At 36.1% G+C, this 26,217-nt stretch carries 21 protein-coding genes and 1 pseudogene; 10 read left to right on the forward strand and 12 right to left on the reverse strand.

Annotated features, from left to right (window positions below; all coding sequences use genetic code 11):
- Positions 1 to 63: 63 nt before the first annotated feature.
- Positions 64 to 1,434 carry an amino acid permease gene (locus tag AC4CUY_RS03710; RefSeq protein WP_336952831.1) on the reverse strand — a complete coding sequence of 457 codons (1,371 nt, stop codon included), beginning with the start codon at positions 1,432 to 1,434 and terminating at the stop codon, positions 64 to 66.
- 317 nt (positions 1,435 to 1,751) lie between these two features.
- Here AC4CUY_RS03710 and prpF point away from each other — a divergent pair, with 317 nt between their 5' ends.
- The 3 genes from prpF to AC4CUY_RS03725 all read left to right on the forward strand — a co-directional run bounded on the left by prpF (position 1,752) and on the right by AC4CUY_RS03725 (position 5,218).
- Positions 1,752 to 2,939, forward strand: coding sequence for a 2-methylaconitate cis-trans isomerase PrpF (gene prpF / locus AC4CUY_RS03715; protein WP_336952829.1), 1,188 nt, complete (start codon positions 1,752 to 1,754; stop codon positions 2,937 to 2,939).
- Between the two features lie 257 nt (positions 2,940 to 3,196).
- Entirely contained in the window at positions 3,197 to 4,156 is a 960-nt protein-coding gene (locus tag AC4CUY_RS03720) for a sensor domain-containing diguanylate cyclase (protein WP_336952827.1), read from the forward strand.
- Between the two features lie 150 nt (positions 4,157 to 4,306).
- Positions 4,307 to 5,218 carry a polyprenyl synthetase family protein gene (locus AC4CUY_RS03725; RefSeq protein WP_419327596.1) on the forward strand — a complete coding sequence of 304 codons (912 nt, stop codon included), beginning with the start codon at positions 4,307 to 4,309 and terminating at the stop codon, positions 5,216 to 5,218.
- A gap of 428 nt (positions 5,219 to 5,646) precedes the next feature.
- Here the strand turns inward: AC4CUY_RS03725 and AC4CUY_RS03730 are convergent.
- The 5 genes and pseudogenes from AC4CUY_RS03730 to AC4CUY_RS03750 form a co-directional block, all read right to left on the reverse strand.
- Positions 5,647 to 6,575 (reverse strand): annotated as a pseudogene (locus tag AC4CUY_RS03730) (IS5 family transposase).
- 117 nt (positions 6,576 to 6,692) lie between these two features.
- Positions 6,693 to 7,544: an SPFH domain-containing protein gene (locus AC4CUY_RS03735; RefSeq protein WP_336952823.1), complete on the reverse strand. Its 852-nt coding sequence runs from the start codon at positions 7,542 to 7,544 to the stop codon at positions 6,693 to 6,695.
- Between the two features lie 26 nt (positions 7,545 to 7,570).
- Positions 7,571 to 8,032, reverse strand: a complete 462-nt coding sequence (locus AC4CUY_RS03740) for an NfeD family protein (RefSeq protein WP_336952821.1) — start codon at positions 8,030 to 8,032, stop codon at positions 7,571 to 7,573.
- Between the two features lie 138 nt (positions 8,033 to 8,170).
- Positions 8,171 to 9,088 carry a patatin-like phospholipase family protein gene (locus tag AC4CUY_RS03745; RefSeq protein WP_336952819.1) on the reverse strand — a complete coding sequence of 306 codons (918 nt, stop codon included), beginning with the start codon at positions 9,086 to 9,088 and terminating at the stop codon, positions 8,171 to 8,173.
- A 60-nt stretch (positions 9,089 to 9,148) separates the two neighbouring features.
- Complete coding sequence (locus AC4CUY_RS03750; protein WP_336952817.1) at positions 9,149 to 9,775, reverse strand: lysophospholipid acyltransferase family protein; 627 nt, start codon at positions 9,773 to 9,775, stop codon at positions 9,149 to 9,151.
- Between the two features lie 154 nt (positions 9,776 to 9,929).
- On the opposite strand from AC4CUY_RS03750, the gene AC4CUY_RS03755 reads away from it, so the two are divergent.
- From AC4CUY_RS03755 to AC4CUY_RS03770, 4 genes are all read left to right on the forward strand, one after another.
- Complete coding sequence (locus tag AC4CUY_RS03755) at positions 9,930 to 11,183, forward strand: MFS transporter (RefSeq protein ID WP_490773681.1); 1,254 nt, start codon at positions 9,930 to 9,932, stop codon at positions 11,181 to 11,183.
- Between the two features lie 574 nt (positions 11,184 to 11,757).
- Positions 11,758 to 13,419: a phosphoethanolamine transferase gene (locus tag AC4CUY_RS03760; RefSeq protein WP_419327597.1), complete on the forward strand. Its 1,662-nt coding sequence runs from the start codon at positions 11,758 to 11,760 to the stop codon at positions 13,417 to 13,419.
- Positions 13,420 to 13,436: 17 nt separating this feature from the next.
- On the forward strand, positions 13,437 to 14,129 hold the full coding sequence (locus tag AC4CUY_RS03765; RefSeq protein WP_336952811.1) for a response regulator transcription factor: 693 nt from the start codon (positions 13,437 to 13,439) through the stop codon (positions 14,127 to 14,129).
- Between the two features lies 1 nt (position 14,130).
- A complete protein-coding gene (locus AC4CUY_RS03770) occupies positions 14,131 to 15,468 on the forward strand; it encodes an ATP-binding protein (RefSeq protein ID WP_336952810.1) in 1,338 nt (445 codons plus the stop codon).
- 28 nt (positions 15,469 to 15,496) lie between these two features.
- Here AC4CUY_RS03770 and AC4CUY_RS03775 read toward each other — a convergent pair whose 3' ends face one another.
- The 3 genes from AC4CUY_RS03775 to AC4CUY_RS03785 all read right to left on the reverse strand — a co-directional run bounded on the left by AC4CUY_RS03775 (position 15,497) and on the right by AC4CUY_RS03785 (position 18,748).
- Positions 15,497 to 16,303, reverse strand: a complete 807-nt coding sequence (locus AC4CUY_RS03775; protein ID WP_336952808.1) for a BUD32 family EKC/KEOPS complex subunit — start codon at positions 16,301 to 16,303, stop codon at positions 15,497 to 15,499.
- Positions 16,304 to 16,599: 296 nt separating this feature from the next.
- Positions 16,600 to 17,274 (reverse strand): phosphatase PAP2 family protein, encoded by a 675-nt coding sequence (locus AC4CUY_RS03780; protein ID WP_490773682.1) that lies wholly within the window; start codon positions 17,272 to 17,274, stop codon positions 16,600 to 16,602.
- Between the two features lie 286 nt (positions 17,275 to 17,560).
- The gene (locus AC4CUY_RS03785) at positions 17,561 to 18,748 is read right to left on the reverse strand and encodes an ammonium transporter (RefSeq protein ID WP_490773683.1); all 1,188 of its coding nucleotides are present in this window, start codon (positions 18,746 to 18,748) and stop codon (positions 17,561 to 17,563) included.
- Between the two features lie 757 nt (positions 18,749 to 19,505).
- Between AC4CUY_RS03785 and AC4CUY_RS03790 the strand changes: the two genes are divergently transcribed.
- Complete coding sequence (locus AC4CUY_RS03790; protein WP_490773684.1) at positions 19,506 to 20,120, forward strand: hypothetical protein; 615 nt, start codon at positions 19,506 to 19,508, stop codon at positions 20,118 to 20,120.
- A 2-nt stretch (positions 20,121 to 20,122) separates the two neighbouring features.
- On the opposite strand, the gene AC4CUY_RS03795 is transcribed toward AC4CUY_RS03790, so the two are convergent.
- Positions 20,123 to 20,428 carry a hypothetical protein gene (locus AC4CUY_RS03795; protein ID WP_336952803.1) on the reverse strand — a complete coding sequence of 102 codons (306 nt, stop codon included), beginning with the start codon at positions 20,426 to 20,428 and terminating at the stop codon, positions 20,123 to 20,125.
- Between the two features lie 464 nt (positions 20,429 to 20,892).
- On the opposite strand from AC4CUY_RS03795, the gene AC4CUY_RS03800 reads away from it, so the two are divergent.
- Together AC4CUY_RS03800 and AC4CUY_RS03805 are read left to right on the forward strand one after the other, a co-directional pair.
- Entirely contained in the window at positions 20,893 to 21,735 is an 843-nt protein-coding gene (locus AC4CUY_RS03800) for an SDR family NAD(P)-dependent oxidoreductase (RefSeq protein ID WP_490773685.1), read from the forward strand.
- 57 nt (positions 21,736 to 21,792) lie between these two features.
- Complete coding sequence (locus AC4CUY_RS03805) at positions 21,793 to 22,161, forward strand: endonuclease domain-containing protein (protein ID WP_490773686.1); 369 nt, start codon at positions 21,793 to 21,795, stop codon at positions 22,159 to 22,161.
- Positions 22,162 to 22,625: 464 nt separating this feature from the next.
- On the opposite strand, the gene AC4CUY_RS03810 is transcribed toward AC4CUY_RS03805, so the two are convergent.
- Positions 22,626 to 23,060: an SMI1/KNR4 family protein gene (locus AC4CUY_RS03810; protein WP_490773687.1), complete on the reverse strand. Its 435-nt coding sequence runs from the start codon at positions 23,058 to 23,060 to the stop codon at positions 22,626 to 22,628.
- A gap of 69 nt (positions 23,061 to 23,129) precedes the next feature.
- A complete protein-coding gene (locus AC4CUY_RS03815; protein ID WP_419327604.1) occupies positions 23,130 to 26,024 on the reverse strand; it encodes a valine--tRNA ligase in 2,895 nt (964 codons plus the stop codon).
- Between the last annotated feature and the right edge of the window lie 193 nt (positions 26,025 to 26,217).

The raw sequence follows: 26,217 nt of genomic DNA on the forward strand, positions 1-26,217 counted from the left end.
ATAATTTACCGTATATACATATGAAAAAAAAGCTATTATCTAAATAATAGCTTTACGTTGGATTTATTTTTCTTCGGTCTTTATTTCATTTGGATTTAAAATATCAAACAAGACTAACATCAGTGTAATCCATACGGGAATCATCAATACTGACTCTTTAAATCCTTGATCCCACATGATATATAAAACGATACCAATAAAAATAATTACAACGAAATTACTAACAGGTGCCCAGAGTGCGGGGTATTTACTGGTTTGATTGGTCAAACGTAGAGCGCGCTTAAACTTCAAATGGGTGAGTGTAATCATAAGCCAGTTTAAAACTAAAGCACCAACGACCACATACATCAAATGACTTAAGGCATCTTCTGGTAAATAATAATTTAAAGGTACACAACCCAAAATTAAAAATGCAGAAAGTAATACCGATGGAATTGGAACACCATGTTTATTGGTTTTAGTAAAGATTTTAGGTGCATTGCCTTGTTTTGCTAAACCATAAAGCATACGGCTATTGGCATACATACCACTGTTATAAACAGATAGTGCCGCAGTTAAGATAATAAAGTTAACCAGATGAGCTGCCCATGCAATCCCAATCATACTAAAGACCATAACGAATGGGCTTTTATCTAAACCACCAAAATTCAATTGGTTCCATGGAACTAAAGACAAAAGAATAATCATTGAGCCTACGTAGAAGATGAGAATACGAGGAACGACTTGATTAATTGCTTTAGGAATCGTTTTTTCTGGGTCTTTGGCTTCGGCAGCAGCCATACCAACTAATTCAATACCACCAAAACCAAACATAAGGAAAGCCAGCATATAAAATAAGCCGTCAAATCCATTTGGAAAAAACCCGCCATGTGACCATAAGTTTGAAAAAGCAATACCTGAACTTACATCTGCGGTCAGAACTAAATAGATACCAAACACAATCATTGCAACAATCGCAGTGACTTTAATAATGGATAACCAAAATTCTGATTCACCGTAAAACTTTACATTTCCTAGATTTACCAGTGTAATCACAACAAAGAAGAACAGTACAGATATCCAATTGGGAATTTCAGGCCACCAATAATTGATGTATTTGCCAACAGCAGTTAATTCAGTCATTGCAACTAGGACGTAAAGCATCCAATAGTTCCAACCTGTTAAAAACCCAGGAAATTTACCCCAATATTTATTGGCGAAATGGCTAAAAGAACCAGCTACTGGTTCATGTACAATCATTTCTCCAAGCTGACGCATAATTAAAAAAACGATCAAACCACCAATGGCATATCCCAAAATAATGGATGGCCCAGCTTTTTCGATCACATGTGCTGAACCTAAGAACAATCCTGTACCAATTGCGCCACCCATGGCAATCAATTGGATATGACGATTCTTAAGTCCACGCTGTAATTGTGTAGACTCGTTGCTCAATGTGTACAACTCTATTTATGCGAATTTAATTATTGTAATAGATTGGTTACTTTTAGCCTAGTATACGATGGATGTATGGGAAGGAACTGTGAAGTCAAAAAATAGGATTTTTAATTTTTTTGTTAATTTTCAATAAAATAATCATAAGTAATAATTTTCAAACTATATTTAAACTGTTTAACTTTTAATCTTTGTGCCAAGATTTATTGAATATTTGAGTTAATTTATCAGTATTTTTATTCCAAAAAGGGTACTATAAAACTGAATGATGATTCATTATTTGATACAACAAAGAGAATTTAAAGGAATACGAAAAAATGAGTTCTGCACCACAAATCAAAATCCCAGCAACCTATATGCGTGGTGGTACTAGTAAAGGTGTCTTTTTTAAGCTTGATGACTTACCTGAACGTGCACAAATAGCAGGGCAATCACGTGATCAGTTATTACTTAGAGTCATAGGTAGTCCAGATCCTTATGGAAAGCAAATTGATGGGATGGGTGGGGCAACCTCAAGTACCAGTAAAACAGTTATTTTGGCTAAAAGTTCGCAACCTAATCACGATGTTGACTATCTTTTTGGGCAAGTGTCTATTGATAAAGCGTTTGTAGATTGGAGTGGTAATTGCGGTAATTTAACTGCAGCTGTTGGTTCATTTGCAATTAGTAATGGTCTTGTTGCTACTGATCGCATTCCAGAGAATGGCATTTGTACGGTTCGGATTTGGCAAGCCAATATTCATAAGACAATTATTGCTCATGTTCCTATTACACAGGGTCTAGTTCAAGAGACGGGTGATTTTGAATTGGATGGTGTCACTTTCCCTGCTGCAGAAGTTCAAATTGAATTTTTAGATCCCGCCGATGATGGTGAAGATGGTGGAGCCATGTTCCCTACAGGTAATGTCGTTGACAACTTAGATGTGCCTGAAATTGGTACATTTAAAGCAACTTTGATCAATGCGGGTATTCCTACAATTTTCTTAAATGCTGAAGAGATTGGCTACAACGGAACTGAACTACAAGAAGATATCAATAGTGATGTCGCTGCATTAGCACGTTTTGAAAAAATCCGTGCGTATGGTGCTGTAAAAATGGGTTTAATCAAAGATATCAGTGAGGCGATAAATCGTCAGCATACTCCTAAAGTTGCATTTGTATCCAAAGCTAAAAGCTATACCTCTTCGAGTGGTAAACAAGTGAGTGAAACAGACACAGATTTATTGGTACGTGCATTATCAATGGGTAAATTACATCATGCCATGATGGGAACAGCTGCAGTCGCAATTGGTACGGCAGCAGCAATTCCAAATACCTTAGTGAATTTAGCTGCAGGAGGTGGTGAGCGTGAGGCGGTACGCTTTGGACATCCATCTGGAACACTTCGTGTAGGGGCACAGGCTTTGAACGAAAAAGGGCAATGGATTGTCAAGAAAGCAATGATGAGTCGTAGTGCACGTGTATTGATGGAGGGCTGGGTTCGGGTACCAGCAGATAGTTTTTGATAGATTTATATACGTTCTAATTTCTACTTAAGTAATTTTTACGTTGAAATTTTAATAACCTTGCGCTCGCAAGGTTTATTTTTTTGTGATTTATATCAATAAAAGTACTAATTTTGTATTGTGTGTGGCAAAATGTTTGCAGTATTTTATCATACTTACTTTATGAGATAGCAATTTTGATTATTTGCTGTTGTAAAAAATTAATACATTAAATGCTGATTTCAATAGATTAAAATTTATTGGCTTCGAGGTGGCGTATGGAACAAGAGTCTAAAAAACTACGAGATAGCCTTGAAGACATCAAAGTTTTTGAATATTTACAAGACATCGATAAATTACATCTGGTTTCTTTTATTTCACAAATTCCTTTGCCTATTGCATTATTTGATCAAGAAGCACGATTTTTGGGGGTAAATCAAAAGTTTGCAGATATTTATGAAAGTGACGCACTTTATCTATTTGACAAGTTACTGAATACATTTTCAACTGTAGTCTATACACATTTTCATGAAGCAATGCGTTATTTTGCAAAGAAAAATAACTATTTTGAACAAGAATTCTATGTAAAAGGAAAATTTTATCTTTCTTATTTTAAAGCAATACGTAATCAATATGATGAGATTGAACGAGTTGTGGTGGTTTGCTCAGATATAACGCGTTTGAAGCGTCGTGAAAATGTACTTTTGCAAAATAATAAAAAATTGCATGATCATCTCTATTTAGACTTTGTCACAGGTTTACAAAATGCTTTTGCTTTTGAGCATTATTTAAATAGAGTTTGGCAAAAAAGCCATGAAACGTATCTATCATTCCTGAAAATTGATTTAGATAACTTCAAACGATTTAATCAATTGAATAGTTATACGGCAGGTGATGAGGTCTTAATACAGTTAGGTTCTGTATTAAATGAAGCGATTGCTCAAACTGAAGAAGCCGAAATTTTTCGCTTAAATTCAGCAAGTTTTGTTATTGTGATTGAACACCTGACAGAGTGGGCTGTTGTAACACTTGCTGAAAGGCTTAAATTTGCAGTTACTAATGAAAAGATATTATTTGGCAATAATAACGAATACCTTACTGCGTCTATAGGAATTTATCATTTAGATCTACAAAAAAAACAGATTGAGATTGATGTTTTACAAAAATTAGAATTTGCAGTACGAGCTGCTAAAGAAAAGGGAAAAAACTCGCTGTTTCTATTAAAAAATGAGTTGTAAATATCTTGAACTTATTCAAATGATTCTATTGGAATTAAGAGATGAGAATTATAGTAACTCATAGTAGAATGTTCTGACTCATCAAATTTACCAATTCATCTAAAACTTCTGATTTTTTAGTTTTAGAGATTCGTACAAACCGAGGCAGATGTGACTTCTATTCCCAATGTAAATGCAGAAATTTTAAAACGAGCGCAAGTACAAATTCAGCAAGATTTACAAGTTGCTTTAGATGCCTTTTCATTGCCAGAGCCATTAAAATCGGCTGTGCATCATACGGTGATGTTAGGTGGAAAACGAGTTAGACCTGCTTTAAGTTACGCAACAGCACATTTAAAAGCAAATAATCCAAATTTTGCAGCTGTGCGTAGAGCTGCGGTTGCGATTGAGTTTATTCATTGTTACTCCTTGGCACATGATGACTTGCCATGTATGGACAATGACTTGTTACGTCGAGGGCAGCCAACTTGTCATGTGGCTTTTGGTGAAGATACAGCGCTTTTAGCAGGAGACATTCTGCAATCAATGGCATTTGAAGTGTTAGGGAGTCGTCTATTTGATCAAGGTCAAGCCGTTGAACAGAGCATTATTCTTAAGCAAATGCAAATTTTAGCAACAGCCAGTTCAAAAATGGTGTGTGGTCAGGTTTTAGATTTACAGGCTGAAGGTAAGCATGTTGATCAAGCGCATTTAGAAAGTATCCATCTTAATAAAACTGGGGCTTTAATCCAAGCTGCAATTATGATGTCTGCTGTGACAATTTTTGTAGGTACAGATCAGGCTATTCCCCAATTGCGTCAATATGGTCAAGCGATTGGATTAGCATTTCAAGTGCAAGATGATATTTTAGATGTGGTTTCTGATACTGAATCTTTGGGAAAAACTGCAGGTAAAGATCAACAAGTAGATAAGTCGACATATCCTGCTTTAATGGGATTAGACAATGCCAAAATTTATGCACAACAATTACATGACCAAGCATTTAAAGCCTTAGAATATTTTGGTGAGGATGCTCAGGAATTGAATCAAATTTCTCAATTTTTATTGGCAAGAAAAAGCTAAATCAGATTTTCAATAAAGTAATGCTCATCAGTAGTACTTAAATAGAGTACTTAGATAAGATAGATTAACACTGTTTTTTCATAGTTTAATTCGACATGATATCGCTATGAATGGAGACATGAGTACTAAGATTGTTTTAAGTACAGGTTTGTCACCTTAGCAAAAAGGATTTTTGTTAATTTCATATATGAAAGTAGAACATTACTTGCAAAATTGATTTAAACGCTCAATCCAAGCGACAGTACAAAAAATTTATGAGGTTACAATTTAAACTTAATGTAATGCGGTGATTTATTTATCTCTCAGCACTAAAGAAATATTTTTGAATCATTTAAATTTGATGAATCCCCCTCAATGTGGGGTAATCAATTGAATAGGCTTTGTTGCACAAAGATTCGAAAGTCTAAATTCCTTTGCATAAGTCAAGTTTAGACCACAATTCGGGTGCGAGTTCTATCTAATTCACTGAATTTGTTTAATACACGAGCATTATTAATGCGCAAGGTACATAGATTTCAACGACCTGACTTTGAAAGTTCCTTGTGCTTAGTTTGTCGCCAAATAATTTTATGCAGCGCATCTTGGTATTTACTAAACTTCTCTGAGGGTAACCTGACCATTTTTCCATAGTATCCTACCTAAATGTTTGGCTGTTCGAAGCAGCTCATTGCATTCTAATGAACAAGTTTTTGTATTTTTTCAAGGCTTGACATTTTTTCTTAGGGATCACCATATGTGCCAATTTGTCTGAAATCACCCGTTAGCAGCTTTTAGTATCATAAGCTCCATCAGTATAGATGGAATTGAGTTGTTCACTTGGTGGAGTCTGATAGAGTAAATCACTAATATTATTTGTAGTGTTTTAGCATCGATACCTCTATGGAGCTTATGCCATTGGGGGCGATATCCAGCTTATTGTTGCTTAGGCTTCCATTCACCTTATTTGATCAACGAAAATTTTAAATCTTGTGAAGCTGGCATCTCATGTTTAAAAGTAGGTGAAGTATACAATGACTTTTTAATAGCGAATCGTAATCTCAATATACTTTTGTCTTCTAAAAATAGTGAAAAAATCTAAAGCTGTTTAATCAAGCCCTCATAATTTAATCAAGCTTTAAACAAAGCCTGTGCCCATACTTAAAGACAATTAGAATAAGGATTTAATCATCAAATAAGATTGAAAGATTGAATAGTCGCATCTGAATAGGTTTGATTGCTACCTTGTTTACCGCTCCGATTAGGCATACCACTTTGTATTAGAACCAAACTAAGTGGAGATATTTCCACGTTGGAATAGAGCTCGGTTGAAACAAGACCAATTGAGGGTGTGCTATGTGTGAAGTTTGGGCTTATTCAATCGCGAATTATATTACTGAATCAGACCTTATGGGCATGTTAATGCAAAAAACTATTTCAAGATAAAAATAGGCAACACATCGGTTGCCTATTTTGAGCAATTTTTTAAATTTCAGAATTAATTTCTGCCCATCACACCGCGAATCGTATTCATAATATCCGCAGGTAACACAACCGTTTTGGCATTATTGGATTTGGCCATGTCTTGCATAGCTTTGACATATTGCTCACCCAATAAGTAGGCAACAGGTATTTCTTTATCACCTACAGCAGAGGTCACCATTTCAATAGCACGCTGTGAAGATTCAGCCAATACAACTTGAGCTTCAGCATCGCGACGAGAAGCTTCTAAACGTCCATCAGCTTCTAAAATAGCGGCCTGTTTTTCACCATCTGCTTTGGTTACAGTTGCACGACGTTGACGTTCGGCTGCTGCTTGGGCTTCCATCGCTGATTGCATCGTGTGTGATGGTTGAATGTCTTGAATTTCCACAGTTTTTAGTGTGATGCCCCAGTCGGAGATATCATCAGAGATTGCTGCTTTTAATTTCGCTTTGATATGATCACGTGATGACAATGCATCATCTAGGTCCATTTCACCAACGATTGAACGTAGGGAAGTCTGCACCAAGTTTTGAATTGCCCAAGTGTAGTTTTCGATACCGTACACGGCTTTTTCTGGTGTGGTTAAATTGATATAGGCCACGGCATTCATCACTAATACAGCGTTATCACGTGTGATTACTTCTTGTGATGGGATATCTAGAACAATATCTTTTGTGGTTACTTTATAAGCAACTTCATCCACATATGGAATGACGAAGTTTAAACCAGGACTCAGTGTGATGTGATATTTACCTAAGCGTTGTACGATCCATTTATAACCTTGAGGAACAATACGGACACCTTTGAAAATGGTCACAGCCACAAATAGAAATAAGACTAAAACAACAATAGAACCAAAACCCATTTAATTTTCCTCTTTATTCTTCATTATTAAGATGATGAATGTAGTTGTACAACTAGATCATTACCTAAAATATCAGTCACTCGTACACGGTCACCTACTTGTACAGGCGATAACGTACGGCAATTCCATTCATCAGAACCCAAAACAGGCATTGGAAAGCGGACACGAATTTGATCATGGCTAAGCCCAGTTTGAATGACCATACCCGTTTGACCAATGGTTGCTTCACGAGAAAGCCCAGCTTTAGTTTTATCTACAGATAAGGGTTTAATGAATTTAAACCAAGCCACAGTACAAATGATAGATAAGATAATCCAGCAAACGACTTGCAAGGTGAAACTCATACTTGGGAATAACCACAATAAAATGCTGACTATAACTGCAGCGATACCAAACCACAAAGCCGCAAATGCTGGTAGTAGAAGTTCAGATAAGATCAGCAATATGCCAAGTACAAACCAATGCCACGGTTCAAAAATAAAGTTCATACATCTACTCGAGTGATTATCATTGATATAGATGACGGATCATCTATATCAATGTAGCAGATCATTTTAGTGCTGCATATAAAAACGTGATTATTCTCGTTTTAAAGCATTATTGATTATATGACCGTTATTGCGATATTAAAATTTTGCCCGTGGTGCAGGTTTTAATGCAGCAGGTGTTTTTTTAAAGTTATTAATTGCAGCTTGAATCGCAATGATTTTGCCTTGGGCTGCTTTTTCACCTTCTAATATGGCTTGGTTACTCGACTTAAGATCAAGTGTACCTAAGTGTCCAACTTTAGGCTGAATAACAATATTTGCTTGAGCCAACTCATTGTTAATACTTTGTTGTCCCATGATGTTAATGGTTTGATCCAATAAGCCCCACATATTCATGGGTTGGCTGCCACTTGGACGAGCAGAAATATCAACTGCAATCACGATATCAGCTCCCATATCACGCGCAGTCTGGACAGGAATTGGGCTAACTAAACCACCATCAACATATTTTGTATGACCAATTGTGGCTGGTACAAAAACATTCGGAATACTGCAAGAAGCTCGGACTGCTTGTCCTGCATTTCCTTTAATAAATTCAGCTTTTTTACCATTGTCTAAGCGTGTGGCAACTGCTGCAAAACGGATTGGAAATTGCTCAATAGGTTTATTCGCAACATTCCGATTGATATAATCTTGTAGTTTTTGACCAAGAACAATACCTTGGCTATTTATAGTTAAATCACGCAAATCAGATTCTTTCAATTGTTGTGCAATTTGCTGCATTTGAAATGGTGTTTTACCACTGGCATAAATACTGCCAACAAAACTTCCGGCACTGGTTCCAGTCACAATTTTAGGTTTGATCCCGTGTGATTCTAAAACTTTGAGCACGCCAATATGAGCGAAACCTTTTGCTCCACCGCCACCTAAAGCAATCGCGATAACAGGCTCACGTGCTTTAATTGCAGTGGTCTGTGTTGGAGTTTTGGTAGTTTTGTCACAGCCAACAAGGGCTAGACCCAATAAGCCTATAAAACCAAGTTGTTTAAAACGCATGGAGTATTACTTTTGATCAAAATGTATGTTGCACATCTGAACAGATTGTCTCTGTTTTTTCTAGTTATTTTTCAAAAGTTTTTGTAAAGGAATTGATAAAAAATTAGGCCGTTTAGGTGAAAAATTACCTTTAAAACGCGCTAAAATTTCTGCTAAATCTTGCTCATAATCTCCTGTAGGTTGCAATGTTCCTAAGCAGTGAATTTGCTTTTTCTCATAATCGAATGAGAAAATTGCAATCGGTATTTTGGCTCCCATAGCAATATGATAAAAACCACTTTTAATTTTTTCAGCTTTTTTCCGGGTACCTTCAGGTGCAATCGCAATCCAAATTTTATCTTGCTCTTGTATGATTTTAACAATCTGTTGGGTGAGTCCATGTGGTGAATCACGATGAACAGGAATGACACCCATCCATTCAAAAAGTACTTTAAGTGGCGTTTTAAACAGGCTATCTTTTCCAAAAATTGTGACTTTAACACCAATACCTAACATCGCGAGGAAGGCATATAAACCATCATAATTAGAGGTGTGTGGCGCAATAAATACCACCGCTTTAGGTAAATTGGGAAATTCACCTTCAAATCCCCAGCCTTGAACTAAGTAAAGGTTTTTAAAAATATTACGACTGGTGTTTGTACCACGCTGAGGTACTTGATCAGGTATCATTGGAAAATTTTGTGACATTGTATTTTTATATGATTACTCTTGCATTGATTTTGGTTTTTGCTTAATAGTAACGATCTGCAAAATGTAAATATTACAAAATTCGTAGATAAAAGCAATACATACAGAATCAAGTTACGCCCATTTATATTGACATCATTCGAGTTTAGATTGCATGCGACACACCTATTTGTTGTTATTTTCATTGTATTGGGCACAGGGTTTACCTGTAGGATTTATGACGCATGCTTTACCAGTAATTTTGCGATCACAAGGCGTGTCATTGGCACATATCGGTGGCTTTGGATTACTCATGGCCCCTTGGGCAATTAAGATTTTGTGGGCGCCCTTTGTGGACAGTTTTGGACATGATTCCAAAGGGCATTATCGCAGTTGGATTATTCCAACCCAACTTTTAACCATTGCTATCTTGACCATTTTATCTTTTTTACCGATCCATTCCCTGAATGAACCGATCTATTTATTATTGTTTTTTATGGCTTTGCTCTGTATGAACAGTGTTGGTGCAACCCAAGATATTGCAACGGATGGCTTAGCCGTTAGTATTTTAAAAGGGGATCAGCAACATATCGGGAATATGATTCAAGTCATTGGCTCTCGTTTAGGATTTATTGTTGGGGGCGGGGCAATCTTATGGGCAATGGACTGGTTAAGTTGGCAAAGTACGTTTTTGATTTTAGCAGGAATTGTGGCTTTAAATACAATCCCTATTTGCTTTTACCAGGAACCCAAACACTTGAAAAAGACTGCTTTAACACATTTACACGATGACGCTACACAGCACTTTATTGAAAAACTTAAAAGTTATTTAACTTATTTCTTTGTCAATAAAAAACTAAGAGCATGGTTCTTTGTGCTTTGTAGCATCAAAATAACCGATGGCTTTACAGGTCCAATAACTAAACCTTTGTTGGTTGATCTACAGCTGAGCCTTTCTCAAATCGGCATTTATATCACTATGTTAGGGGCATTTTCTGCATTATTGGGTGCAGGCTTGGCCAGTTTAATGTTAAAAAATCTAAAGCGTCAGCAAGCCTTAATCCTATTTTCTATTTTGAAATTGATCAGTTTAGCAGGGTTTGTGTGGTTAGCAGCTCAATATGAACAATCTCATTTTGTAGCACCGTGGTTAATTTATTTAATTAATGCTTTAGAAGATCTGTTTGCTGCAATGCTTTTAGTCATAATTTTAACATTAGTGATGCAATATAGCCGTCAAGAATATGCAGGTACAGATTTTACCTTTCAGGTCTCGATTATGGCAACAATCAGTGGGTTGTTGTATACCTTAAGTGGCATGATTGGCGATCAATTGGGATATTTTAATTATTTAAGTTTGATTTTAGTGATAGGCATTTTTTGTCAAATCCCTATAATATATTGGATCAAAAAGATACGTCATTCATAATATTATGAACTTAAATTTTGATAATAGCTATGATCAATATTTAATATGTAGTGTTATGGTTAGTCAGGTTTTGATTGAATTAAATAATTTTTCTTGGGAATAAATAAGCCCACAATGTATTATAAAAGTAAAATACATTGTATGGTTAATAAAGTTTAATTTATGTATAAATGTCTTTGATTTAATGTGGTTTTGTCTTTGTTTTTTAATTAAATATTGATGTGTTTTGCATTGCTTGAAAAATAGAAAATTACTTTTTCGCCATTTTAAAATATGTAGAAATCAATTCGTGTATTATTACTTTTTTGGATTTAAAATAACTTTATCTCAAAAATATTAACTTTAAATGAATTATTGTGAATGGAATAAGCAGTATTATAATCTACGGGCTATAAAATAATACTCATTTTTTTTGTAGATGCTTTATTTGATTTTAATTTTCTCAGATCGTGAGAAATGTAAAGGTAGTTACAATTAAGATCAGTGGTGCAATATGCTTGGGAAAGTGCTTTTTAAGTTCAGTTTAAGCTTCATTTTTTAACTTAACCCCATTGAAAAGAGTATTGCCAAAGTAATGTCTAACTTAATACAGCGTATAAAACGACGTGAAGTCTCAATTTCCCTAACTGCTTTTAATTTTATTGTCGCAGTGTGGTTAGGCTTGTGCCTGAATTTTAGTTTTTTAAATAAGGTTCAGTCTCTAACGCCTTATCAGGGGATTAAAGCACAGCTGTTTCTGATCGCGACAGGTTTTGTGCTGGTTGCTTTATATAATCTATTATTACAAATTTTAGACTGGAAATGGACAGCAAAATTTTTTGCAATTGTCTTGGTCTTCATTGGTGGATTTAGTGCTTATTTTGTCAACTCATTGGGTGTAGTCATTTCGCCTGATCAAATTCAAAATATGGTACAAACAGATCCTAGTGAAGTGTCAGACTTACTTTCTTTGCAATTTTTGGTTTGGACACTGGGATTTGTTGTTTTACCCATCATCATTATTTTTTGGGTAAAAATTAAACCAGAAAAAATTGGCAAAATATTATTATTTAAAAGCATAAATATTGCGGGCTCTTTCGCTGTAATTGCAGCATTATTATTTGTTTTCTATGTGGATTATGCTGCTATTTTTCGCGAGCATCGTGATTTAAAAGGCATGATTTCTCCGCAAAATGCAGTAGCTTCAACACTTTCTTATTTTCATAAAAAAGCACCGAAAAAAAATCTACCTTTGATTCGTTATGGTGAAGATGCACATTTAGTCGACGATGTTGCTTTACAACATAAACCTAAATTGATGGTTTTGGTAGTTGGTGAAACCGCACGTGCAGAGAGTTTTTCTTTAAATGGTTATGCAAAGAACACTAATCCTGAATTGTCCAAGCAGACGGGCCTAATTAATTTTTCTCAAGTCAGTTCTTGTGGTACAGCAACAGCAGTTTCAGTGCCTTGTATGTTTTCAGGTATGCCTCGTAAAAGCTATGATGAGCAACTGGCAAGTCATCGAGAGGGACTGCTTGATATCGCGCAACGCGCAGGTTACAAGGTAACGTGGATTGATAATAATTCAGGATGTAAAGGTGCTTGTGATCGCGTTGAGAAGTTTGTAATTCCTCAAAATTTAGAGAAAAAATGGTGTAAAGATGGCGAATGTCAAGATGGAATTTTAGTCGATAGCTTAAACCTATATTTAAGTCAATTGCCAAAAGATGATAAGCAAGCGCATTTGATTGTATTACATCAAATGGGAAGTCATGGACCCGCTTATTATAAACGTGCACCAAATGAATTCAAAAAATTCAAACCGACTTGTGAAACCAATGCGATACAAGGTTGTTCATCGACTGAATTGATTAATACTTATGATAATTCGATTGTCTATACAGATCATATTCTAAATCAAATGATTGAAACGTTAAAACAGCAACAAAACTATCGCACAGGTTTTTGGTATTTATCTGACCATGGTGAGTCTACAGGTGAACGTGGTATGTATTTGCATGGTGCACCTTATGCGATTGCGCCTACTCAACAAACCCATGTACCAATGGTGATGTGGTTTTCAGATGCATGGAAATCTGTAGCAGCAAAACAAATCAATTGTTTAAATCAACAAAAACAGGCAACATTGAGTCAAGATAATTTATTTCCAAGTCTTTTGAGTTTGTTAAATGTCCAAACTCAAGTCATAGATCAAAAAAATAATATGTTGCACCAGTGTGCTGTACAAAGCTGATTGAAAGGATATAAACCATGACCAAAATTTTGATGATAGAAGATGATTTTATGATTGCAGAATCATCTAAAACATTATTGAAATATCAGGGCTTTGATGTGGAATGGGTGAATAATGGTTTAGATGGCCTCAAGCTTATTTCTGAGAAACAATTTGATTTGGTCTTACTTGATTTAGGCTTGCCCATGATGGATGGGATGCAGGTCTTAAAGCAAATTCGTCAACGTTCAAGTTTACCTGTACTGATTATTTCAGCACGTGATCAATTACAAAATCGTGTTGAAGGTTTAAATCAAGGCGCGGATGATTATTTGATTAAGCCTTATGAGTTTGATGAGTTGGTAGCTCGTATCCATGCCTTATTACGTCGCACAGGTGATATAACAAAAGAAGTGATAGGAAACGCATCAAATTTATTGAAAAATGGTGAAATTGTTTTAGATGTAGAACAGCATATTGCAACTCTAAAAGGTGAAACAGTGGAACTTTCAAATCGTGAATGGGCGATTCTCATTCCGTTAATGACCCATCCCAATAAAATATTTTCTAAATCTAATTTAGAGGATAAATTGTATGCTTTTGATAGTGAAATCAACAGTAATACAATTGAAGTCTATGTACATCATATCCGATCAAAATTGGGTAAAGATATTATTCGTACAATTCGTGGATTAGGTTATCGTTTGGGGCAACCACAAAAAGCGGAATAACATGGAATCTGCATTTTCCTTAAGAAAACGTTTAATTCGTTATACATCTATTTTTAGTATTTTACTTGGTTGTGTGTTGGTTTTTTCAGCCTATAAAATTTCTTTAGAAGAGATTAATGAAATTTTAGATGCACAAATGGTCTATTTGGCAGAGCGAGTGGAATTAAATCCACGTGCTATCCAAAGTCATTTTGATATACATAAACGTTACCATGAAGAGGATTTATTTATTGATGTTTGGGCATATGCTGACCCAAGTCAAACCCAAAGTACGCCTCATCATGTCATCGTTGAACCTAAGCAAAAAGCAGGTTTTTATAGCCAAGAAACAGCGCATGGTACTTGGATTACCTATATCTTACCTACCACTAATTTTCAAATTCAAATCAGTCAACAGGAAAAAGTTAGAGAGCATTTGGCTTTAGAGCTGGCTGGAAGTATGTTTCTTCCCTATTTATTAATTATTCCTTTTGCCTTACTCGGTTTGGTTTATATTATTCGCCGTAGTTTAAAGCCCCTTGAAGACTTTAAATCTGAACTCGCAAAACGTGATTCAAATTCATTGGTTGCGATTCAAAATGAACATTATCCAGAAGAATTATTGCCTACAATTCAAGAAATGAATCATTTATTTGAGCGAATTTCTATTGCTCAGCAAGAACAGCGACAGTTTGTAGCAGATGCTGCACATGAGTTACGTACACCAATTACTGCCTTGAATCTGCAAACTAAAATTTTAATGAGCCAGTTTCCTGAAGAGGAAAATCTGAAAAATTTAAGTAAAGGTTTAGCACGGATGCAGCATCTAGTAACGCAACTGCTTGCCTTGGCAAAGCAAGATTCCTCATTGAGTCATGAAGTTCAAGTGACTCAATTTAAGCTGAATGATGTAGCACTTAATTGTGTAGAACAGTTGATGAATCTTGCAATGGAAAAAGATATCGATCTTGGCTTTGTACGTAATGAAATAGTGACTTTAAGAAGTGTAGAACATAGTCTTCATTCAATCATTTTTAATTTAATCGATAACGCAATAAAATATACACCTGTTTCAGGCATGATTAATATTTCAGTATTTGAAGATATTCATGGTTTTGCTTATGTTTTAATTGAGGATAGTGGTTCTGGAATTGATCCTGATATGTATGACAAAGTCTTAAAACGTTTTTATCGTGTACATCATCACTTGGAAGTGGGGAGTGGTTTGGGATTGTCGATCGTGGATAAAGCCATTCAACATTTAGGCGGTGAACTGTCTTTATCACGTAGTGAAGAATTGGGCGGACTCAGTGTTTTGGTCAAAATCCCAATTCAGTGCCATATCAAAACAGAAAAGTAAAATACTTAAAAAATAAATGATCCCATTTCTACATTAGCGGAAGGGGCTCATTTTTCTTCATATACTGAAAAAATTCTAAACATTTTTGCATTCTACGACCATCACTGCCAAGTTTACCCAAATTGAAATTTGCAACCCAATTGAGTTTATTTCCTATACGGCAAATCTCGTTGTATTTTGATTTACTTGGATAAATTTCTGCAATCAGGATATCGCACGCTTGTGCAAGCTCGTCATCATTAAAACGGAATGCTGTGGAGAAAATAAAGCATAACCAATCTCGAATTTGACAGGTTTCTAATTCGAGGACTTCCCCAGGATCAGTTTCAAAATCAATAAAAGTAAATGCTTTGTCCTTATTCACTAAAATATTTCGTGCAAACGCCTCACTCAAATAACTGTCTTTTTGGTGTACAGCTTGAATAGCAAAAATTGCTTCACGATAAAATTCAAGCTTTTTAGCAGTATTTCCTTCCATTTTTGCCAATGCTTGATCAAGTTGCATGACATCTTCACCGTGATCAGCAGCATCTTCAATCAATAGACCTTGTGAACAATTAGCTAAAATTTGTGGTGTTGGAATACCAAGTGAATTTAATTCTGTCAGACGATGTACTTCACAATAAATCGATTTGCTTCCACCATAATTTGGAATAGGGGTTAGTGCTTCAATATTGAGTATACGTGCAACCCATTTTAATGGGATATAAATCCAAGCCGAGTGGCGTTCAGAGGCTTTTTTAAGCCACACTTTGCCATCACCTAACTGATAAGACTGAATATTCTGGTCTTGAATTTTAAGCGAATTGCGGAGAAATTTAGAAAAATTACTCATATTTTGCACGTATAAGATTACTAAATTGGCACAAGTATAAACAAAATATAATAATTTGTAAAAATTAAGATTGGTTTAATAATTTAATATTTAAATTATGACAAAAATGTAATTCTTTTAGTGATGAATATAGCTAAGTATCACTTGATTTGGCATTTTAGATTGAAATAAAAATAGATGAGCGATCAAATAAACCAGAGTAACAGTAATTCGCTTTTAAATATCTGATGTATTTTTAGAGATGCATTTATAATAAAATAATTTTGTGCGATATATCATTTATAATTTTAGAGTCGTTATCTGGTAAATTTTTTATAAAATATACGATACACAATTAAGTTAAAAGTAAAAATAATCCAACCTGTCCAAAGGTTATGGCTAAGGAAATGCGCACCACGCATCATTTGCCCCCACCCCGTAATCAAGCCAAGTGTTAAACCTAGGGCTAGGAAAAGATAAGCAATTTTAGAATTTGATCGTCTAAATACAAAAAAACCTGTAAGCAATGAAAAACCTGTGCTGGCATGCCCACCAGGAAAGCAGCCTCCGTGGCTTGCAGAAAAATCCCAAACATAGCCTAGAGCGGTTTGCTCAGTCATAGACCAAGGGCAGGCATGAGCTGAGTGGGATTTGAAAATGCCAATTACTGCTGTGGATAAAACACTGACAATGAACAAATAGCCCAATTGCCATTGATACGATTTTAATTTCGCAACTTTAAAAGAAGCAATCCATGAAATGAATACTGTAATATAGAAGGCAATGATAATATGTTTAAGCAACTTGTGATTAACTTCAATAAGAAACCAATTGTTCTTGAGTGGAAAATGACCAGTACTATTTATCCACGGTTGGATAAAATACATATCGATTGCGCCACCCACGGGAAAGACAAAGAACAATATTAAAAATAATATTCCTAACAATAAACTGTTACTTAGGAAAAATTTATTTGAGTCGCAATAAGACATGTGTTGTTTTGCTCAATTTATATATTTTAATCTGCGTGTATTAGAAAAAAACAAACTTAAACTAAGCTTAATGATTATATAATTGGAATTTTATAAATTGATCTATTAATAAATAGAAACATCAACGATTATTTTAAGATGGTTTTTGTAAGTAACTGCTCTTGAGAATGAATAAGCTTATTTTAAAAATTTTATTTTTAAATTATTGTATAGTCATTTAGATGCTATAAAAAGCGGCTTTTCAGCCGCAAAATTTATAAAAAATAAAACCTGCTGGTATAAACGATTAAAACATTGCATCCTCAGAGTTTGCAGAAATTTTATGAATTGATAAATCTGCACCTCGAAACTCTTCTTCTTGTGTTAAACGAATACCCATAGTCGCTTTAAGTATACCATATACAGCAAATCCACCAGCTAAAGCCACTAAAATGGCAAGTAGCGTACCTATTATCTGAGAAATCAAAGATACTCCCCCGATCCCTCCCAACCACTGCTGACCAAATAGACCCACAGCAATACCACCAAATGCACCACAAACCCCATGTAATGGCCAAACACCGAGTACATCATCAACTTTGAGTTTATTTTGTGTATAGGTAAACAGTTTAACAAACAGAAAACCGGCACAGATACCAATAAATAAAGCGCCAATTGGATGAACCACATCAGAACCTGCACAGATTGCCACCAAGCCTGCTAAGGGGCCATTATGTAAAAACCCCGGATCTTCTTTTCCAAAGAAATTTGCAGAAAGTGTGCCGCCTACCATTGCCATGAGTGAGTTCATAGCGACTAAACCTGAGATTGCATCTAAGCGTTGAGCACTCATGACATTAAAGCCAAACCAACCAACAATTAAGATCCAAGAACCGAGTGCTAAGAAAGGAATAGAAGAGGGGGGATGTGCACTAACGCGACCATCTTTTTTATAGCGCCCATGACGTGCACCAAGTAGTAACACTGCTGCAAGTGCAATCCAGCCACCCATCGCATGTACCACAACAGAACCGGCAAAATCATGGAAGCTAGCACCAAACGTATCCGCTAACCACTTTTGTAAGCCGAGATTACCATTCCATGCGATCCCTTCAAAAAAAGGATAAACCAGCGCCACAATAAACAGGGTCGCAATGGCTTGAGAACGCATTTTGGCACGTTCTGCAATGCCACCAGAAACAATGGCGGGGATTGCTGCAGCAAAGGTCAAAAGAAAAAAACAACGCATCAAATTGTAGACATGCTCAGTTGAAAGCGTAGTACCTGTATGAAAAAAATGTTGGCCATAGGCAATGTAATAACCAACAAAGAAGTAGGCGATTGCTGATATTGAAAAGTCAGTAATAATTTTACTGAGTGCATTGACTTGATTTTTATGGCGAACTGTTCCCAGCTCTAAAAAAGCAAAGCCTGCATGCATAGCGAGTACAAGCACTGCGCCAAGCAAGAGAAAGAGTAGATCAACGTTTTGCATATACGATTCTTTTTAGTGCTATCTGTCACAAATTGGTTCAAGTATAACCAACGATTTGAATCCGTGAAGTGTTTGGCTGTATGAAAAAATAGATCAACAATTTCAAAATATTATTAAGACTCGATATAAAGCAAAAGCATGCACTATATTGGAATTTATGCACTAACTTGATGCAACAAGATATTCTGATTTATTTTTAAGATACTGATAATTATTGATTTTTATTTATCGTGTTTCACCTTAGACCCAGCCTGTCTAATTTGAATCTAAAAACAAACCGATAAATGATTGAGTTAAAATTAAAAAATAACTTAATGACCAATTTTTGCATACACCCACACTGCAAGCTTGATTTCTGTATTCGAAATGGTTTCTTTGAAATTTTTGACCGTTCCATTGATTGGTTTTTTGAAACTTTGCATTTTAAAAAATTTGTATGGCCGTTTTCTCAAGTACTTGCGGAGTCGCTGCATAATTAAGCGAGCCCAAAAATAGTGATAGAACACTACTGTTGAATATTATTATATTTTTCATAATCATATCGATTTTTTTGTGATTGAATTATCTGTATTTTAAAATATGTATTTTATCAAGCTTTTGTATTCATCTTCTGGTTTAATCAACATCTTGGGGATATCTGAGTTATATTATTATAAATTTCAAATGGTTGGTCTTTTATTGAGTGTTTTAATGAGTTGAAAATAAATGTTTTAGATAAAATCAATTTGCGATTAAACAATTAATGACGTGTACAAAAATGATGGTGTCTAAAACATATTCCAATTTTTTAGTGTATTTAATAGCATTCTTTGGCCTCTGTCTATTTGCTGAATCAGTGAGTGCGCAGTCCAATCAATATAAAATCTATAAGTCGAAACTGTTACAGTGTGGAGAAGCAACTTTTCAAGTTATTTCTCAATGTGATGATTCTAATGACAGTGCAGAGTCAGGTAGTGCAGGTTCTTTTCGAACATCATGTTTATCGAGTCGATTAGCGATAAACTGGAAAGGTCAGCAAAGAATACTGAATTTTCCCATGGCAACAGTACAGCAGCAGAAAATATTAGCAAGCAAAGGCTATGCTTTAACACCTGAGATGAAAGTAGGGGATTGGTCACCACAAAGTTTAGCTTGTGGTCAAGCGGCTGGTATTGCGGGGCATTTTGTGGTGGTCAATCAAGCAACTACCAACGATATTAATCAAGAATATCACGGTAAAGGTTCATTGAGTGATGAACCCATTTTGCTGAATTTAAATGGGACTTTTACCAGTGAAACACTTAAAGCAAAAATCTATGCTTTATTAAAGCAAGGCCAAGTAAAGATTTCTAAAGTGATTGGTGCAAATGCAATTTTTGCGGATGAAAAATAGATTTAACACAGATAAATCCGTTTCATTTTGTCATCTGTTAAGAAGAAAGCAGATGCAGCACAGGTTTCTTCGAGTACATTGGCTGAAACACCATCACCTTTAAACTTTAAATAATGTTTAGGGTCAATCTGTTCGTTAGCAATAATATCGCCATTTTCTCCAAAGCGATATTCTTCATCGACATAGATATTTGTTTTAGGCGCGACTTCGAACTTAGCAAAAATATCTAAATCATCAACTTCTTCATTATTTTGATAATAATAAACTTTATCACTGTCCGAAATACGAAATTCAAACAGATATTTCATGCCCTTTTTATTGGGATTTTTTAAGACTTGGAAAGCATCTCGTTTTCCATCTCCATCAAAATCGATAAGTAATGGCTTTTTAAGATGTGTCGTATCAACTGAAAAACCTTGAGGGAGTGGTGTTGGGTTATTGACGAGGTGGTCTGGCTCTGGCTGAGCAGGAATCTCAATGGATTCTACTTTGGTATATGCTTGTTGTGGAGTTTCTTGTTTGGTTTGGTTAGTTTAGTTTCAGTGCCGGCTTTCTCATGACATCCCATGAGAAAAATAAGGGTGATGGATAATAAAATTTTGTTTTTCATAGAATTTGAATCATTCAATCATTTTGAATGTTGAAGATTCTATCTTAAAAATTGATTTTTTGATGCTCAATGTCCTAAATTGGAGATATAGTCGTGTGTTCTATATGTGCCAGTTTGCTGTCTTATACTGATTCATCTTCATCACTACAATGGGGGAATATTTTGAACACATCAAATTCTGATCAAGCTTTATCTGTCGTGATTACAGGGGGCACACGTGGAATTGGTTTTGCTTTGGCAGAAGCTTTTTTAAAGTTAGGTTGGTCTGTGATGATTTCGGCACGAAATGCAGCGCAGTTAAATCAAGTTGTTGCAGATTTTGCGCAACGCTATGCCCCAAATCGAATTTATGGGGTGACCTGTGATGTGGCTCAATATGAAGATTTACACAATTTATGGAAAGAAACAGTTTTAAGGTTTGGTCAGGTCTATGTTTGGATTAACAATGCCGGTACCTGTAATGTAGCAAGAGCATTTATCGAGATTGCTAGCTCAGACTTAGAAAGTGTAATCAAAACTAATGTGCTTGGTTCGATGTTGGGTTCGCAAGTGGCTTTAAAAGGAATGATGCAGCAAGGTTTTGGGCAAATTTTTAATATGGAAGGTTGGGGTAGTCGTGGTGAATGGAGTGCGGGGATGACGCCTTATGCAACCAGTAAACGAGCAGTTGCTTATCTGAATCATGCTTTAAATAAAGAAACCAAAAATAGTAATATTTTGATTGGAACGCTCAGCCCCGGAATGGTGGCAACAGATTTATTGATTTCTTCTTGGCAACAAGGTGAAGTTAAAAACTGGCATAAAATGAAATGGTTATTTATGTTTGTGATTGACCCACCTGAGCAAGTGTGTGGTTATTTGGCACAACGCATCAGTAAGAATAAGAAGAGCAATGCGCGTATTGTCTGGATGACACCGTGGCGTTTGTTGCTTCGATTTTTCCAACCTTATTATTGGAAAAGAAATCCTGTAGAGGGGACAGCTTTGGATCAGCTTAAGGAATAGTGGTTTTATGGAAGTCCCCTCTCCCCGTGGGAGAGGGTTAGGGTGAGGGAAAATAAAATGAAGCTAAACCCCAAATTATTAAAATACGCTAAATCTATGCGACACGATGCCACAAATGGGGAACATCTTATGTGGCAACTTTTACGAGCTCAACGATTTATGAATTTAAAGTTTCGTCGTCAGCATGTGATTGAGCCTTATATCGTCGATTTTTTCTGTCATGAATTGGGCTTAGTGGTTGAGTTGGATGGTGGGCAACATAATACAGATGTGGGCGTAGCTTATGATAATGGAAGAACTCAGTTTTTAGAGGCTTTGGGGCTTAAAGTTATTCGTTATTGGAATGATGATGTATTGAATCGCAGTGAGGTGGTATTGGCGGATTTGTGGAATATCTGTATTGAGTTGAAAGACACCTCTCCCTAACCCTCTCCTGAAAAGAGAGGGAACCTCTTTGTGTATCGAATAACTATTCAATTCTCAAAGAGTGTTTCTTCCACATTTTAGGGAAGATTGAGGTTGTGGAATTTATGCACACATTTTTAGTTACTTCTCTTTAACCCGCTGCTGAAAGGAGAGGGAGCTTCATTGTGTATCGAATAATTATTAAACTCTCAAAGAGTGTCTCTGCCACATTTTTGGGAAGATTGAGGTTGTGGAGTTTATGCAAATATTTTAAGTCATTTCTCTTTAATTCTCTGTTGAAAGGAGAGAAACCTATTGTGTATCAAATAACGATAAAATTAGTAATGGAAGTCCCCTCTCCCTGTGGGAGAGGGCTAGGGTGAGGGTAATTTTTGAAAAATTAGAGTGTATCAATTCGCTTTATTTTGATAACTAATCTTTAAGTTAAATGGATATGAAATTGTTGAATGCTGTACGGAAAAACATCATCGATCAAGTATTTCTAAATCATCTTTCATTATGAGTAAAATAAACTCTTCAAAACTATTACAAACCTTATTATGCGTATTACAGATTTCATAAATGCCTAATTCATTGCCATATTCGTCTAGTTTTACTGCATACGCGGTAATCCAGAGTAAGAACTCAGAGAATACAAAGCAATTTGTATGAGGAAAGTTTTCAATCCCTTTTAAATCTTTTACAGGTCTAAATTCAGCTAAAGTAAAAAATGAAAATCCTTCATTATTACAATTCATCTCACCTGAACCATTACAAAGTGTAAAATACGCTTTCAAAATTTGCGGAAGCTTGAGCTTATATTGTTGTTCAAATTGTTCGACCTCAATCAAGGTTGCAGGTTCTTTGATTTCTAAATTTTGCTTTAATAGATATTCTTTAAATTCTTCTATAATATTCATTATTTTACTCAAAAAAAGAAGGAAGCATAATTAAGCTTCCTTCTTTAGAGGCAAAATTGCAAGCTTAGCTTAAAGCGCCGCAATCTGCTCCATATTGGCTTTAATCTTAGCTAACTGATCTACAAATTCAGCAAGTTTAACCTTTTCACCTTCAACAACCGCAGCAGGTGCTTTAGCCACAAAGCCTTCATTTGCAAGTTTAGAAGCAATTTGGTCATGCTGTTTTTGAACCTTGTCTAAGTCTTTTTGCAAGCGAGCAAGTTCTGCTTTTGGATCAATCAAGCCTTTCATTGGTACAAATACAGACACATGACCAACAACAGAAGATGAAGATAATGGTGGTTGCTCAGCTTCGGTTAAGAAGGTAATGCTTTCAACTTTAGCCAATGCTTTAAACAATGGTTCAATACGTGCAATCTGTGCTTTTTCAGCATCAGTCGCGTTTTGAAGCAATACAGGCAATAAACGTGCATTACCTAAGCCCATTTCACCACGAATATTACGTACAGCACCAATCAAGCCTTGTAACCCAAGCATATCTGCTTCAGCCTGTTCATTGACACGTTCAGGGTTAGGAACAGGGTATGGCGCAAGCATGATGGTTTCACCATCAATACCAATCATTGGTGCCAGGGTCTGCCAAATTTCTTCAGTTAAGAATGGCATGATTGGATGTGCAAGACGTAAAGACGCTTCCATTACAGAAAGAAGGACACGACGAACTTCTGCTTTACGCTCAGTCGATACTTTTTCATCATTTAGTACTGGTTTGGTCAGTTCTACATACCAGTCACAGTATTCATTCCAGATGAACTCATAAATTGCTTGAGCAGCTAAATCTAAACGGTAGGTTGCAAACGCTTGTTGAACGGCAGCTTCCGCTTTTTGTAAACGGCTGACAATCCATTGTTCAGGAAGTTCCCAAAGATCTTGACGGATTTCCTGACCAATTGGCTGTTGTTCACAGTTCATCATCACGAAACGGGTTGCGTTCCAGATTTTGTTGGCAAAGTTACGATAGCCTTCAACACGTTTCATATCGAACTTAATGTCACGTCCAGTATTGGCAAGTGCACAGAAAGTAAAACGAACCGCATCTGTACCGTAAGCTTGAATACCTTCAGGGAATTCTTTACGTGTAGATTTCTCAATTTTTGGTGCATCTTTAGGGTTCATTAAACCAGTGGTACGTTTTTGTACTAAGGTTTCAAGATCTACACCATCAATCAAATCTAATGGGTCGAGTACGTTCCCTTTAGATTTAGACATTTTTTGACCTTCACCGTCACGAACCAAACCATGTACATATACAGTTTTAAATGGAACTTGCGGTGTACCATCTTCATTTTTCATGAAGTGCATGGTCATCATGATCATTCGGGCAACCCAGAAGAAAATGATGTCAAAACCAGTAACCAATACATCCGTTGGATGGAATGTATTTAAGAAATAGTTTTCTTTATCTTTTGCTTCATCTCCGGTCCAACCCAGTGTAGAGAATGTCCAAAGACCTGAAGAGAACCATGTATCCAGTACATCTTCATCTTGGTTTAATTCAATATCAGCAGTGATATTGTTTTTTTCACGAACTTCTTCTTCAGAACGACCAACATAAATGTTGCCTTCTGCATCGTACCAAGCTGGGATACGGTGACCCCACCACAATTGACGAGAAATACACCAGTCTTGAATGTTGTTCATCCAAGCCATATACATATTGCTGTATTGTTCAGGCACAAATTTGATATCGCCGTCTTTTACTGCTTTGATTGCAGGCTCTGCAAGAGGCGCAATCTTGACATACCATTGGTCGGTCAATAATGGTTCAATGATCACACCTGAACGGTCACCACGTGGTGGTTTCAGCGTATACGGTTGAATTTGGTCTAACCAACCTTCAGCTTCAGCTTGTGCAACCAATTTTTTGCGTGCAGCAAAGCGCTCTAAACCAATATAGTCAGCTGGTGCTGGGATGGTTTTAGAAATCGCTTCGCCAGCTTTTGCGATAAACTCAAAATCAGCTAAAACTTCGGCATTTTTGTTGAAAATGTTGATGATTGCGAGTTCACAACGTTTGCCCACTTCATAGTCATTGAAGTCATGTGCAGGGGTGATTTTTACACAGCCTGTACCGAATTCTTTATCAACATATTCATCTTTAACAATTGCAACCGCACGACCCGTAATTGGTAAGATAATATTTTTACCAACAAGATGTGCATAGCGTTCGTCATCTGGAGCAACTGCAACCGCAGTATCACCCAGTAATGTTTCTGGACGGGTTGTTGCAACCACTAAATAATCGTGACCGTCTTGAGTACGTAGAGACTTATCTTCAAAGAAGTATTTGAAGTGCCACAATGAACCTTGTTCTTCTTTATCTGATTCAACTTCTAGGTCTGAAAGTGCAGTTTGTAGTTTAGGATCCCAGTTTACCAAGCGTTTGCCACGGTAAATCAAACCTTGTTCATGCAGTTTTACAAATACTTCCTTAACAGCATTTGACAGGCCATCATCCATGGTGAAACGTTCACGTGACCAATCTACAGATGAGCCAAGACGACGAATTTGACGGGTAATTGTACCGCCAGATTGTTCTTTCCATTCCCAAATTTTGTCGATGAACTTTTCACGGCCTAAGTCATGACGACTAATATCTTGAGCTGCCAATTGACGCTCAACCACCATTTGAGTTGCAATACCCGCATGGTCAGTACCCGGTTGCCATAAAGTATTTTTGCCTGACATTCGGTTGTAACGTGTCAAGGCATCCATGATGGCATTGTTAAAACCATGACCCATGTGCAAGCTACCTGTGACGTTCGGTGGCGGAATCATGATACAGAATGAATCGCCTTTACGAGACGGTTGGAAATAACCTTTCTCTTCCCAAGTCTTGTACCATTTTTTCTCGATCTCGGTAGGATCGTAGGTTGTAGCAATATTTTGCGCTGAATCAGTCATAGTAAAAACAGATCAAAAGTAAGTAAAAAATTGCATTCATTGTAGCAAATATTCATTAGGAATGTTGATTCCTGTTATGGCATATTTATCTTGAATTGAATGCAGCAATCAAAACATGAGAATACAAGATGCATTTGTGGTTTTTATCGATCTTAAATATGACAAATGTTGGATATTGTGGGGTTTTAACTGA

It is taken from the genome of Acinetobacter sp. 778_lipA, from assembly GCF_058242985.1.